The 12,933-nt window shown below is 64.3% G+C and carries 11 protein-coding genes; 2 read left to right on the forward strand and 9 right to left on the reverse strand.

Going from position 1 to position 12,933, the window contains the following annotated elements; genetic code table 11:
- Nucleotides 1–76 precede the first annotated feature (76 nt).
- From WNZ15_RS24490 to WNZ15_RS24515, 6 genes are read right to left on the reverse strand one after another with little or no spacing between them, the layout of a single operon-like run.
- Nucleotides 77–1,054 carry a 2-oxoglutarate and iron-dependent oxygenase domain-containing protein gene (locus WNZ15_RS24490; RefSeq protein WP_342895665.1) on the reverse strand — a complete coding sequence of 326 codons (978 nt, stop codon included), beginning with the start codon at nucleotides 1,052–1,054 and terminating at the stop codon, nucleotides 77–79.
- A 19-nt stretch (nucleotides 1,055–1,073) separates the two neighbouring features.
- On the reverse strand, nucleotides 1,074–2,897 hold the full coding sequence (gene atzF, locus WNZ15_RS24495; protein WP_342895666.1) for an allophanate hydrolase: 1,824 nt from the start codon (nucleotides 2,895–2,897) through the stop codon (nucleotides 1,074–1,076).
- Nucleotides 2,898–2,921: 24 nt separating this feature from the next.
- The gene (locus WNZ15_RS24500) at nucleotides 2,922–4,574 is read right to left on the reverse strand and encodes an ABC transporter ATP-binding protein (RefSeq protein WP_342895667.1); all 1,653 of its coding nucleotides are present in this window, start codon (nucleotides 4,572–4,574) and stop codon (nucleotides 2,922–2,924) included.
- Nucleotides 4,571–5,449 carry an ABC transporter permease gene (locus WNZ15_RS24505; RefSeq protein WP_342895668.1) on the reverse strand — a complete coding sequence of 293 codons (879 nt, stop codon included), beginning with the start codon at nucleotides 5,447–5,449 and terminating at the stop codon, nucleotides 4,571–4,573. The genes WNZ15_RS24500 and WNZ15_RS24505 overlap by 4 nt, the downstream gene beginning before the upstream one ends.
- The gene (locus WNZ15_RS24510; protein ID WP_342895669.1) at nucleotides 5,446–6,471 is read right to left on the reverse strand and encodes an ABC transporter permease; all 1,026 of its coding nucleotides are present in this window, start codon (nucleotides 6,469–6,471) and stop codon (nucleotides 5,446–5,448) included. The genes WNZ15_RS24505 and WNZ15_RS24510 overlap by 4 nt, the downstream gene beginning before the upstream one ends.
- A 5-nt stretch (nucleotides 6,472–6,476) precedes the next feature.
- Nucleotides 6,477–8,102 carry an ABC transporter substrate-binding protein gene (locus tag WNZ15_RS24515; protein ID WP_342895670.1) on the reverse strand — a complete coding sequence of 542 codons (1,626 nt, stop codon included), beginning with the start codon at nucleotides 8,100–8,102 and terminating at the stop codon, nucleotides 6,477–6,479.
- Between the two features lie 140 nt (nucleotides 8,103–8,242).
- Here WNZ15_RS24515 and WNZ15_RS24520 point away from each other — a divergent pair, with 140 nt between their 5' ends.
- Nucleotides 8,243–9,172 (forward strand): LysR family transcriptional regulator, encoded by a 930-nt coding sequence (locus tag WNZ15_RS24520; RefSeq protein ID WP_342895671.1) that lies wholly within the window; start codon nucleotides 8,243–8,245, stop codon nucleotides 9,170–9,172.
- Here the strand turns inward: WNZ15_RS24520 and WNZ15_RS24525 are convergent.
- From WNZ15_RS24525 to WNZ15_RS24535, 3 genes are read right to left on the reverse strand one after another with little or no spacing between them, the layout of a single operon-like run.
- Nucleotides 9,147–10,715: an amidohydrolase family protein gene (locus WNZ15_RS24525; RefSeq protein WP_342895672.1), complete on the reverse strand. Its 1,569-nt coding sequence runs from the start codon at nucleotides 10,713–10,715 to the stop codon at nucleotides 9,147–9,149. The genes WNZ15_RS24520 and WNZ15_RS24525 overlap by 26 nt on opposite strands.
- Nucleotides 10,708–11,688, reverse strand: a complete 981-nt coding sequence (locus WNZ15_RS24530; protein WP_342895673.1) for an urea carboxylase-associated family protein — start codon at nucleotides 11,686–11,688, stop codon at nucleotides 10,708–10,710. Before WNZ15_RS24530 ends, WNZ15_RS24525 begins: the two co-directional genes overlap by 8 nt.
- Entirely contained in the window at nucleotides 11,681–11,851 is a 171-nt protein-coding gene (locus tag WNZ15_RS24535; RefSeq protein ID WP_342895674.1) for a ribbon-helix-helix protein, CopG family, read from the reverse strand. The genes WNZ15_RS24530 and WNZ15_RS24535 overlap by 8 nt, the downstream gene beginning before the upstream one ends.
- Before the next feature lie 237 nt (nucleotides 11,852–12,088).
- Between WNZ15_RS24535 and WNZ15_RS24540 the strand changes: the two genes are divergently transcribed.
- Entirely contained in the window at nucleotides 12,089–12,835 is a 747-nt protein-coding gene (locus tag WNZ15_RS24540) for a GntR family transcriptional regulator (RefSeq protein ID WP_342895675.1), read from the forward strand.
- Nucleotides 12,836–12,933 lie beyond the last annotated feature (98 nt).

Genomic DNA, 12,933 nt, shown 5'->3' on the forward strand with positions numbered 1-12,933 from the left:
GCCATTTCGCTTGCTCGCCACCAACGTTTCCGCCCAAGATTTAAGCATTTTCTTATTCTGTCTAATTCTTACCCACTCACCCGGAGCCACCGGCCGTTGCCTTGACCGGCTCGTAGCTGGCATCGAGTCTGGATTTCAGGTACTCCGCTCCGGAGACCGGGGCATATTTCGGGCTTTCTCCCGGCTGCAGGCAGGTCGACAGGCAGGCAACGGTCGCATCCGGATTCGGATCCAGAAAGAACGCGATCGAATAGCGCTCGAGCCCGCTGGAATTGACCACCCGATGGGGCGTGGACACATAGACATCGTTGGTCCAGCGCATCAGGCAGTCGCCAATATTGCAGACGAAGGCGCCTTCGATGGTCGGCGCCTTGAGCCAGATGCCGTCTCTCCTGCGCACTTCCAGGCCGCCGACGGCATCCGGCAGCAGGATCGTGATGTTGCCGTAGTCCGTATGGGTGCCCGCGCCGATCTGTCCGGCTTCCGCCCCGGCGGGTTGCGGCGGATAGTGCAGCAGCCGAAGCGTCGCCATCGGCGCATCGAGCTTGTCTTCGAAGAAGTCCGGATCCGCGCCGAGATCGGCGGCGACTGCCCGGTGCATCAGCCGCCCCAACGCCCAGACGGCGTTGAAATATGTCAGCACGGCGTCTTTCCAGCCGGGCAGGCCGGGCCATTGATTGACGGCCCGGAACGGCTCGGCGGCGCGGATCCTCGGATCGTCCGCGGCAAGGTCCAGGCCGATATTGAAGGCCTCCTTGAGATCTGACGGCTTGGCCGGATCGAGGTTTTCGCCCTTCATCGGCACATAGCCGCGATTGGTTTTGAAAAAGTCTTTCGTCAGCACCATTTTGGCGTCCAGCGGCTGCGCGAAGAGCGCGTGGGCTGCCGAAAAGACGCGCTCGATCAGCGCCTGCTCGACGCCGTGGTTCTTCACGTAGAAGAAGCCGGTTTCGCGCGCGGCACGGCCGAGCTGCGCGGCGACGGTTTCAAGTCCTCCCGGCGCTCCGGAAACCAGCGGCATCAGATCGATTATCGGGAGATCCAGATCATCCATTGCCCGCTCCTCTCCAGTCTTATTCTGCCGCCACAACGGGCTGGTTCACCGCTGCGGAGGGGGTGAACTTGCGCCAGCTTCCAAGATGGGAAATGTTTTCCGCGCCCTGCAGACCTGCGGCTTCGCAGATGAAACCGGTCACGCTCGTGCCCTCCGAAAGCTCGACCGTGCCCAGTCCGAGCGGTGCCGGAATACCGGCAAGAAACCCGCCGACTTCCGTGGCCGGCAGCGCCCAGACTTCCAGCTCGATCGCCGTGCCGGAGCCGGCCGGACCGCGCACGAGGCCCGGACGTTTCGGCGGGCCGCCGGCGAGTGCATGCAGCGTGTAGGCGTCGCTGGTCTGCGCGGCGCGCAGGAAACGTCCGCCGCGTCCGGTCAGTTCGCCGTTCAAGGCCATGCCGGACATATGCGCCCCGCACACCGCAATGGCGATCTCTCCCGGGCCCGGAGCAGGCAGCAGATCCGATGGCGCCGGCAGTGCCCAGCCGGTCGCCCCCAGCGTGTGCGGCGCCATCTGCTCCAGCCGGGTGCCGAGCGAAGCCAGGAAGCCGTCGCGGCCCGCAGCGGCCAGCAGGGTCACGTTGCCGGGCCGCCCGTCGGACCGCGGCGACACCGGCACGGCAAGGCCGCACATGTCGAGCAGGTTCACAAAATTGGTGTAGGTGCCATTGCGCGAGTTCGGGCCGATCGGATCGGCTTCCAGGTCCGCCACGCTGTAGAAGGTCGGCATTGTCGGCACGCACAGGAGATCCAGCTTCGCCAGCACCGGCTCGGTCTTCCGGGCGAGCTCCTTCAGCCTGTAAAAGCCCCTGAAGGCGTCGGTCGCGCTCAGGTCCAGTGCGGCTCCGACGACCTTCCGGGTCACCGGATGAACCGCTTCGGGGTTTTCCTTCATCAGGTCTTCGATGACCGTATGGCGTTCGGCGACCCATGCGCCCTCGTAGAGCATGTGCGCGACATCGTAGAACGGCGTGAAATCGACCTCGACGATGTCCGCTCCCTCCGCCTTCAGAAGCGCAACCGTGTCGCGGAAGGAGGTTTCCTGGACACTGTCGCCGCAAAATTCGATGGACGCGCTGTCGGGGATACCGATCCGCAGACCGGTGGTCACCGGTGACAGATCCGCAACCTCGACAGGCCTGGAATAGGCGTCCTGATCGTCAAAGCCGGCGGCGGCCTGGTAGGCGGTATAGGCGTCCGCAACGGTCAGCGCGAAGATCGAGATCGTGTCGAGTGTCCGGCAGGCGGGCACGACGCCGGTCGCGGACAGGGCGCCAAGCGTCGGCTTCAGGCCGACAATGTTGTTGAGCGCCGCCGGCACGCGGCCGGACCCGGCCGTATCCGTGCCGAGGGAGAAACTGACGATGCCGTGGCCGACCGCGACCGCCGACCCTGAAGACGAACCGCCCGGCACGATGGCCGGATCGACGGCGTTCTTCGGCGGCTGGAAGGGCGAACGCACACCAACGAGGCCCGTCGCGAACTGGTCGAGGTTGGTCTTGCCGATCAGCAGCGCGCCGGCCTGCCGCAGTTTCCCGACCACAAAGGCGTCTTCACCGGCCTGGTACGTGTAAGCCGGGCAGCCGGCCGTCGTCGGCTTGCCGCCGGCATCGATATTGTCCTTGATGACAAAGGGAATGCCCCAGAGCGGCTTCGCGGCATCGAAAGCGCCGAGTTCTGCGGCCTGTTCGAGCACCTCTTCCTTGTCGAGCAGATGAATGAAGATGCCGGGATCGCCGATGGCCTCGATCCGCCGAAACACTTCCTCGACAATATCCGCAGGGGCCGTCCCGCCCGCATAGGCGGCTTCAAGGGACGAAAACGTGAAGGGAAGATCGAACATTTTTTGCCTCAATGTCTCTTGTTCTCATTCGGCGGCGGAGCTGGCCGGCTCCGCCAGAACGGGCGGGGCCGGCGCGGCGGCCAGCAGTTCCTGTGTGTAGGGGTGGGCAGGCGTTTCCATGACCTGGTCTGCCGGCCCTTCCTCGACGATTTCCCCGTCCCGCATCACGATGACATGGTCGCAGAGCAGCCGGACGACATGCAGGTCATGGCTGACGAAGAGGTAGCTCATGCCGAGCTTGGCCCTGAGGTCGACCAGAAGATTGAGCACGATCGCCTGGATGGACACGTCGAGCGCTGCGGTCGGCTCGTCCAGAATGAGGAACTCCGGATCGACGGCAATGGCCCGCGCGATGCCGACGCGCGCCTTCTGCCCTCCGGATAGCTGGTGCGGAAACCGGTCGAGCAGGGGCCGGGGCAGGCCGACCAGATCCGCCAGTTCCCCGATGCGGTCCCGGCGCTGCCCGGCCGGCAATCCTGTCAGGCGCGCCAGCGGCTCGCCGATGGACTGCCGGGCGGTATGCCGGGGATTGAAGCTGTCGGTGGCATCCTGGAACACCATCTGGATCTTCGGCCGTCTCGGATCGCGGGCGAAATCTGTTGCGGGTGTCTTCGCCAGATCCTCGCCGTTGAAGAGGATTTCCCCGCTGGTCGGGTCCGCGAGGCGCACGAGAATGGAAGAGGTCGTCGACTTACCGCAGCCGGATTCGCCGACGAGGCCGACGCTCTGGCCCTTCCCGACAGAAAAACTGATGCCCTTGACCGCATGCACGGGCCCGGACTTGCCCTGATAGGTCTTCACCAGATCACGCACCTCCAGAAGAGGCGCCCGGATCGGCTCCAGAACCGGTGCCGGCGTGCGCAGCTCCGCCGGCAACAGGGACCGCACGGACGCACCGGCCCGGGGGGTCGCGTCCACCAGCTTGCGGGTGTAGGCGTTGCGGGGCGCCGAGAACAGGCGTTCCGCAGATCCCTCCTCGACAACCTCGCCATCCTTCATCACCGCGATGCGGTCGCAGTATTGTGCGGCCAGACCGAGATCGTGGGTGATCACGATGGCGCTCATGCCGCGTTCGGCGATCAGGTCCGCGATCAGGTCCATCACCGTCTTCTGGGTGGTGATGTCGAGGCCGGTGGTCGGCTCGTCGGCGATCAGCAGCTTCGGGTCACAGGCGAGCGCCAGCGCGATGACGATGCGCTGGCACATGCCGCCCGAGAGCTCGAAGGGATAGGCGTTGTAGCGCGCTTCGGCATCGCGGATGCGGACCGCCTCAAGCGCCCTGATCGCTTCCCTGCGCGCGGTCGACCGCGTCGCCCTGGAATGGCGGCGCAGCACGTCCTCGACCTGGTGGCCGACCTTGCGGATCGGGTTGAGAGCCGAGCGCGGGTTCTGGAAGATCATCGAGAATTCCCGGCCGCGCAGATCCCGCATCGCGCTTTCGCGAACCGTGCGCAGATCGATGCCGCCATAGCTCAAGGCGCCTCCGGTGATGCGGCCGTTGCTCTCCAGAAGGCGCATCAGCGCGTAGGAGGTGACGGATTTGCCGGATCCGGATTCGCCGACAATGCCGAGAACGTCGCCCTTGGCGACATCCAGCGACACGCCGCGCACCGCCTCGACATCGCCGCGCCGGGTCTTGAAGGAGACCTTCAGGTCTTTGATCGACAGGAGGCTCATGAGCGTTGCCGGGGGTCGACGATGTCGCGCAGCCCGTCTCCCAGGAGGTTGAAGGTAAACACGGCGAACATCAGGGCAAGTCCCGGAAAGATCGCCAGCCACCATTCACCGGACACGATGAAGTTGGCGCCTTCCGCGACCAGAATGCCCCACTCGGCTGTCGGCGGGCGCACACCCAGGCCGATGAAGCTCAGCCCTGCGGCGTTGAGGATTGCCCAGCCGAGGTTCAGCGACACCTGCACCATCATCGGCGGCAGCGCGTTGGGAAAGATGTGCAGGGCGAGGACCCGGATGTCGGAGTTGCCGGCGAGCTTGGCCGCCTGGGCGAAGCCGGCATCGCGGCGGATGTTGACTTCCGCCCTGACCAGCCGGGCATAAAAGGGAATGTTGATGACCGCGGTGGCGTAGACGATGTTCTCGATCGTGTTGCCGAGCGCCGCGACGATGCCCATGGCCAGGACGAACAGGGGAAAGGCCATGATCGTGTCGAACAGCCGGTTGAGCACCGTATCGATCCAGCCGCCCCAGTAGCCTGCGATGCTGCCGAGCACCGAGCCGATCAGAAACGACAGCGCCACGGCGGCGACCGAAATCGCCAGATCCAGCCGGGTCGCGACGATCACGCGGCTGAAGACATCCCGGCCCAGGTTGTCGGTCCCGAACCAGTGGTCGAGGGATGGTGGCTGGAGCGCCAGCGCCGCGTTCGAGGCCATGGGGTCATAGGGCACGAGCGCCGGTCCGAGGATCGCCGCCACCAGAAGGACCGCGAACATGGCAAAGGCCAGCAGTGTCACCGGGTTGGAACGCAGCACATAGGCGACATGGGCCAGCGTGCCGTCCGTTTGCGTGGTGGTGGAGGTGGCCAGATCGCTCATTTGGTCTCAAATCCGATGCGGGGGTCGATGAGCGTGTAGGTCAGGTCGATCAGAAGGTTCAGCGCGACGAACAGCAGGGCCATGGCCAGCACGAAGCCCTGCACGGCGGCATAGTCGGAGACGACGAGCGCCTCGACCGCATAGGATCCGATACCCGGCCAGGCGAACACTTTCTCGACGAGGACGTTGGCCCCCAGGGTGAAGGAGAACACCATGCCGAGCGTGGTGATCACCGGCAGCAGGGCATTGCGGAAGGCATAGGTGAACAGCACCTTGTCCTCCGTCAGGCCAGCGGCGCGCGCGGTCCTGATGTAGTCGGAGGAGAGCGCGCTCAGCATGGCGGCCCGGGTCATCCTGGCCAGCGGCGCCAGCGTGAACAGCGCCAGGGTCGTCGCCGGCAGCACAAGCTGCTTGAGCGCACCGACCCAGGTTTCAAAGTCCCCGGCAATCGCCGCGTCGATCAGGTAGAACCCGGTGACATGCGCCGGTTCGATGTAGATGAAATCGAGCCGGCCGAGCGGCGACGGCGCGATGCCGAGCAGGTAGTAGAACACGTAGATGAGAACCACACCGGTAAAAAAGGTCGGCAGCGACACCCCTGCCGTAACGAGCACACGGCACAGGTGATCGACTGCCGACCCGGGGCGTGTCGCTGCCAGCACGCCGAGCGGAATGGCGATGCTGCAGGAAAGCAGCAGCGCCGTCAGTGTGAGTTCAAGGGACGCCGGCAGCCGGTTGGCCAGATCCTGCAGCACCGGCTGCCCGCTCGACAGCGAATTGCCGAGATCCCCGGTGAGTACGCCCCCGGCATAGACCAGGAACTGTTCCGCCAGCGATCTGTCGAGCCCGAGCGCCGTGCGGACCTCCGCGATCGACTGTTCGTCGGCCGCGGCCCCGGCGAAATAGACGGCCGGGTCGCCGGGAAGGGCGCGGGTCAGCAGGAAGCTGACCACGACAACCCCCAGGATCACGGGAATGGCGTGTGTGATCCTTAGCCCGATTGTCGACAGGCGACCGGTCATTGCCGTCAGGCCTTCTTCAGGCCGCGGACGTCGAGCTGGCGATGGAACCAGTACTCGTAGCCGTCAAGGCTGCGCGTACCGACGTTGAGCGCCGGCTGCCACAGGGCAATGCGCGGCACCTCGTCCCAGACGATTTCGATCATGCGTTTGATCTTGGGCGCATACGCCGGGTCGTCGACCGACATGTGCAGCGCTTCCGACGTCAACGCCTCGATCTCCTCGTTCCGGTAGTTCGACGAGTTGAAGAGATGGCCTTCCTGATAGGCCCAGAAGAAATAGTAGCAGGGGTAGTTCAGCCAGCCGCCGAAGGTTTCAAGGTGCAACGGCAGACGTTTTTCGACCAGAGACGCGGTGCGCCAGTTGGCGCCCGGGATCTTCTCGATGGTGGCCTTGATGCCGATCTTCGCCAGGTTTTCCTGGATCAGCAGCGCGGCAGGCTCCATCCAGTCGCTCTGGGACAGGTCGATGGACAGCGGCACCTCGAAACCTTCGCCGTAACCGGCTTCCCCAAGAAGGGCCCTGGCCTTGTCGAGATCGTTGGCATAGGGAAACTTCTGCGGCCAGGCGATATCGACCGGCGCTGCCGAAGCCCCGCCCCACATGGGCGCGCCCCGGCCGTAAGCGGCGGTCTGGAACACTTCCTCGTAAGGCACCGCCCAGGCGATCGCCTGCCGGACCCTCTTGTCCTTGAAGGGTCCGAAGGAGAGGTTCGGACACAGGCAGTAGATCGCGTTTTCGATCGGTGTCGTGGCGATGGTGATGTCTTCGGTGCCCGACAGCTCCTTGGCGTCCTTGTTGGGCATGTTGAAGGACATGTTGACGTCGCCGCGCTCCAGCAGCGCGCGCCGCGTTGCCGGGCTCGGAACCTCGCGCAGCACCACCCGCTGGACTGCCGGCACGGGGCCGGAGGTCCAGCCGTCGTTGCGCTCGTAGACGAGCTGTTCGCCCGGTTTCCAGGCGGCCACCTTGAAGGCCCCCGATCCGGCCGGGGTCTTGTGGAGATACTCCATCGCCCAGGGATCGTCCTCGGTCGCGTGTTCGCGCGCCACCTTGGCGTTGATGATCATCGGCACCGGCACCGCAAGATCCGGCAGTGTCAGTTTCGATTTGCGCAAGAGATTGATCTTGAAGGTGAACTCGTCGACGACTTCGAACTGCTCCGGCTTTTCAAGCGAACCGGCCTTCATCTGCACCGTCGGGAAACCGCCGACGCTGACCGCGCGGTCGAAAGACCATTTCACATCTTCCGCGGTGATCGGCGAACCGTCCTGGAACTTGCCCTCCGGCCGGAGCTTGAAGACGATCGCCATGCCGTCGTCTGTGGTCTCCCAGCTTTCGGCCACCTCCGGCTCGATCACGGAATAGTCGTAGGAGAGGCTGCCGTCCTCAAGCGTCTTGGTGCCGAAGCTGACCAGCCGGTCGTAGACGTTCACCGCCACCTGGTAGCTCGGCCGGTTCGTGCCCGTGCGGTGAATATCGAGACTGTTGATGGTCTGGCCCGTGACGGCAACCACCACGTCGTTGCCGGCCGCCGAAGCCGGCAGCACCTTCAGGAACGGCAGGACGGAGGCACCAAGAACCGTTGCTCCGGCGCCGGTCAGAAAGCCGCGGCGTGATGTTTCATAGGTCATAGCAATCCCCTGTTGGAAGGAAAGGGGGAGGAACGTCCTTTCCGTTGAACTCAGGATGCGCGCCTTTGGTGCGTACTTCTATTGCTATTATTGCACTCTTGTGCTTCGTAATTTGCAGCGCAAAAGGCAAGGCATTGAATATGAAGCACCTTCAAACGCTCAAGCTGATCGACGCGGTCACCAAGGCCGGGTCCATCCGCAAGGCCGCCGAAGACATGAACATCACCTCCTCGGCCCTGAACCGGCGCATTCTCGGCTTTGAAGAGGAATTCGGCGCTCCGATCTTCGAACGCCTGCACGGCGGTGTCCGCCTCAATCCGGCGGGCGAACTGCTGATCCAGCATATCCGCAGGCAGGTGGCCGACATGGACAGGGTTCGCAGCCAGGTCGCGGATCTGTCCGGCCTTCGCCGGGGCCATGTCAGCATTGCCTGTTCCCAGGCGATCCAGCCCTATTTCATGCCGGCCCAGATCGCCGCCTACCGGGCCGAGCATCCCGGCGTTTCCTTTTCGGTTCACGTGCGCGACCGGGATGCGGCGGAACAAGACCTGCGCGCCTTCGAGAGCGATCTGGCCCTTGTCTTCGAACCGGCCCATCTCGGTGACTTCGATGTGCTCCTGTCGGTTGAACAGCCCGTCTACGCGGTCATGGCCAGGGACCATCCCCTGGCGGCGAAGGAAAGGCTTCGCCTCAGGGACTGTCTCGGGCATCCGCATGTGGTGCCGCCGAAACGGATCGGCATCCGCTACCTGCTCGACCTGGCCGTTGCGAACATGAGCCAGAAGATGGAACCGATCGCCGAAGCCGATTCCTTCGAATTCATGCGCCACTACGTGCAGCAGGAGGCGGCTGTCGGCTTCCAGTTCCCCATCGGGCTCAACATTTTCGGAGACGACAGGCTCACCTTCCGCCCGCTTGCAAGGGAAGACGTTCCCTATGGCAACCTGACGCTGATGCAGATGCGCGGGCGGACGCTGTCGGTTGCCTCGGCCCGGTTCGCGAACCAGTTGGCCGCGGCTCTCAACAGCCTGCCGAACGAACTGATCAGACTGGCCCGGCGATCTCATTGAAGCGGTAGGCACACCGGATGTCTTCCGGGTAATGCCCATCGAACCAGCGCGCCATGTGCCCAACCAGGCTTGCGGTCCGCTCCCGCGCCTCGGCTTGCGGAGCGGAGAGCGGCGCGGACAGAATTGCGCCGATCTCCTCGAAGACCGCCTCCCGGTCGATCAAGATCACCCGGCCGCCGGAAACGACCTTCCGGCCACCGACAAACACCGTGTCCGCTGCCATCTGCCGGCTGCGCTGCAGCAGCGCGTCAACCAGCGGCACGCCACGGTCGATGAAGGGCCGGGCGATGTCGTTCCAGTCGACCAGCACGACATCGGCGGCCTTGCCGATCTCGAGACGCCCGATCCGGCCTGCGAACCCGGTGGTTGCCGCGCCGTGCTCGGTCGCCATCCTGAAAACATGTCCGGCGGACGGCCGGAAGGTGGTCAGCCCCGGCTCCCGGTGCAGCGCCCAGGCCAGCCGCATCTCCTGCAGCATGTCGCGGTCGTCGTTGATCCCTGCCTGGTCGATGCCCAGGCACACAGGTATGCCCCTCTTCAGCATGTCATTGACCGGCGCAACGCCGCTGGCGAGACGCAGGCCGGAACTGGCATTGTGACAGATCGTGCAGCCGCAGTCGTGAACGAGGTCCAGGTCGGCCTCGTCGGCCCAGATGCCGTGGCCAAGGGTGAGATCGCCGCTCAGGCAGCCGAGATCCGCGAGATGACGGATCGCCGATTTGCCGTAGGTCTGGCGGGCGTATTCCGCCTGCAGCCGGGTTTCTACGAGGTGCATGTGGATCCCGGACCCGGTGCGCCGCGCGGTGTCGAAGATCGCGGTCAGGCAGTCATCGGTGCACCAGTGCAGGTTGGCCGGCGCGAGCTGCCAGCAGACCCCGTCCGGATCCGTTCCCGCCCAGACGGACTTTTCAGCTTCGAACCAGTCCATGTAGGAGCTGATCGGCGCCTTGCCCGCCGCAAGCTTCGGCCGCCAGTAAGCCGCTTCGTCCTCCGGCAGCCGGGACAGGAAGGGGTCGTCGTCTTCGTGGACGAGCTGGTTCCGGTCCCGGATCATGAAGGAGAAGGACACCCGCATGCCGATGTCGCGATAGGCGCCGATGACCTTGTCCGACAGGTCCGTCCAGGTGTCCGGGCCGCCGGTCAGGCCGGGGTGGATGTGCTGGACCGTTGTGGTCCCGGATTCCAGCATCTCGATCGCCGAGTAAAGCGTGTCGAGCCTGTGCCCGACATGGCGCATGCCCCGGAACTGCGGCAGCCAGAGTTCCAACGGTCCGTAGGGCACACCGAGCTGGAACGGCGTCAGCCCGGAATGATGATGGCCGTTGACGAGGCCTGGAAAAGCGATCGCGCCAGGACCGCCCTCGACAGGAAGGTCCGGGTACTCGGCCCGCAGCTCGCCGAACGACTTCACCGCCGCAATCAGGCCGTCGCGGACATGAATGGCCGCCCCTTCGACCACTTCGCCGTCGAGGTCCGCATCGACGCCCGTGATCGTAGCCCGGGACCGTATCAGGAATTCCCGATGGGCCAGGAGGTCACTCATGCCCCTTGCCCGCGGTCGAGGGCGCGCCGCTGGCCGCATTCAGGAACCGCTCTTCCCACCAGGTGAACAGGATGTCCCGGAACGCCGCACCGTCATCGTCGCCGTAGAGGTCCCGGCGGGCATGCTGTTCGAAAAGCGCCCATTCCGCCTCGTCGAGGTCCAGTACGATGCCCTCCTCGACGATCGGCGTGTTGGCGAACTCCGGCATGTAGTCCGGGTCGGCAACAAGTTCGCGCGTTGCCTTGATCCTGGCGTTGCGGAACTGGGCCGGCGTGCGCTGGCTTTTCATGGCCGGCACGTCCGGCACGGCGGCCAGGTCCGTTTCGGTCGCCTCGAAGATCCGGATCCTGACCGGCTTCAGGGCGAAGTTGCTGGTGCGCATGATGTCGGCGCCGCAGACATTCGGGATGGCGAGGACGTCCATCATCGCAAGCAGGTCGACATGATCGCCCTTGCCTGTGTTCTGCCGGGTGATGGTTGCCCGCCCGTCGAGCGTGACTTCGGTGCACATGAAGAAGTTGAAGCTGTCATGGACGTCGTCCGGTGTCAGGCCGTATTCGCGCTGCGCCTCGGCCTGGATGTCATGGCAATTGGTGTGCACGTCGAAACCATAGGCGCTTTCATAGAGAAAGGCACTGCACCTTGGAAACAGCACATCATTGCGCCGAACGGTGTCCTTCAGGATGTAAAGCATCGCGTTTTCCCGCGGCGGCGCCGACCAGAGAAAATCGCCTTCGCTCGGATTGAAGCCGTGCACCGTGCGGGTACGGCCGCAATGCATGAATTCCTTGTAGTCATGCAGGTTGAAACAGTTGAAGTCGACGCACTGGTTGCCGACCGCCTGCTCGATCCTGAGAATCTGGCCCTTCCTCAGCTCGAAGGCCTTGCCGGTCCCAGGCTCGAGGATCCGTTCCTCGATCAGCCGGCGCCCGGGATCGGCTTGCGCGTCCTCGCGCGACAGGACGTCAGTCATCGGCTTCATCTCCGTGCTGGTCGGCATATTCCTTCAGCGCGCGCCGCAGCAGCGCTTCCCGGCTGTCCGCCAGTCCGCCTGCAATCGTCCTGTCGACCAGCTCCATCTGCTGCTGGTTGAGCCGAACGACAATCGCGTGTCGTTTCGTATCTCCGGAATCCATGCGCACCTCGTTTGTATACCTAAAGTCGTTTTTGAGTATCCGCGATTTCAAGGCATCCGTTTCAGGAACGGCCCTTTTCGCGAAAGACTGGGGCTCTTTCTCAGGATAAACGTGAAAAACAGAAAGGGAAAAGCGCAAGCTTTAGGCAGAAGCCGCCTCAAATTCGGTCATCTTGTATACTTGATTTGTTCAGTTTTGCATACTTAACTGACCGCAACGTCAGGATCGAGTACCCGAATGAAAAAGCCGACCCGTGTTGAAATCGTCTATCGCGCCTTGCGCCAGGCCATCATCGAGCAGGACCTCGGACCGGGGACAAAGCTGCCCGAGGACGAGATCGGCGTGCCATTCAACATCAGCCGCACCCTGGTTCGCCAGGCGCTTGCCCGGCTGCAGGGCGACGGTCTGGTGGAGACCGGCGGCAAGAAGACCGCGACGGTTGCACGGCCGAGCCTTTCGGAATCCAAGGATGTCTTCCGCGTTCGGCGCGCGCTGGAACGCGAGGTCATCCGGATCGTCGCGGAGAGCTGGTCACCGGCGCATGGCGCTGCGCTGGAAGGCCATATCCGCAAGGAAGACGCAGCCCGGGAGGCCGGCAGCGAACGAATCTCGGTCCGCCTTGCTGCCGAATTCCATATCCTGCTCGCCGAGCTGACGGAGAATCCGGTCCTGATCGGTTACATCACGCAGCTGGTGTCCCGCTGCTCGCTGATCCTGGCTCTTTACGGACGCCCTCATGCGACGGACTGCGCCGTCAACGAGCACCGGGACGTCGTCGTCGCCCTCAGGGAGGGCAATGTCGAGGAGGCCGTTCGGCTGATGGATCATCATGTCAGCCTGGTGGAAACACGGGCGCTCAGCGACGAGGACAGGGGCGGCCCCAGGCTTGCCGAGATCCTCAGCCGGCACGCCGGCGAGATCGAGGCCGATGAGACAACCGACGCCATCACGTTTCCGGCCGGCAGCAGAAAGCGCGGAACATGATCCGGTGCGAAGCGGTCGCCCGCACCATCGAACCCTGGGAGGAGCGGCAGCTCCGGCTTGCCGAAGTCGGCTGACCGGTTACCGGCAGCCGCCAAGAA

The sequence above is a fragment of the Roseibium sp. AS2 genome (assembly GCF_038900065.1).
In the GTDB taxonomy this organism is placed as follows: Bacteria; Pseudomonadota; Alphaproteobacteria; order Rhizobiales; family Stappiaceae; genus Roseibium.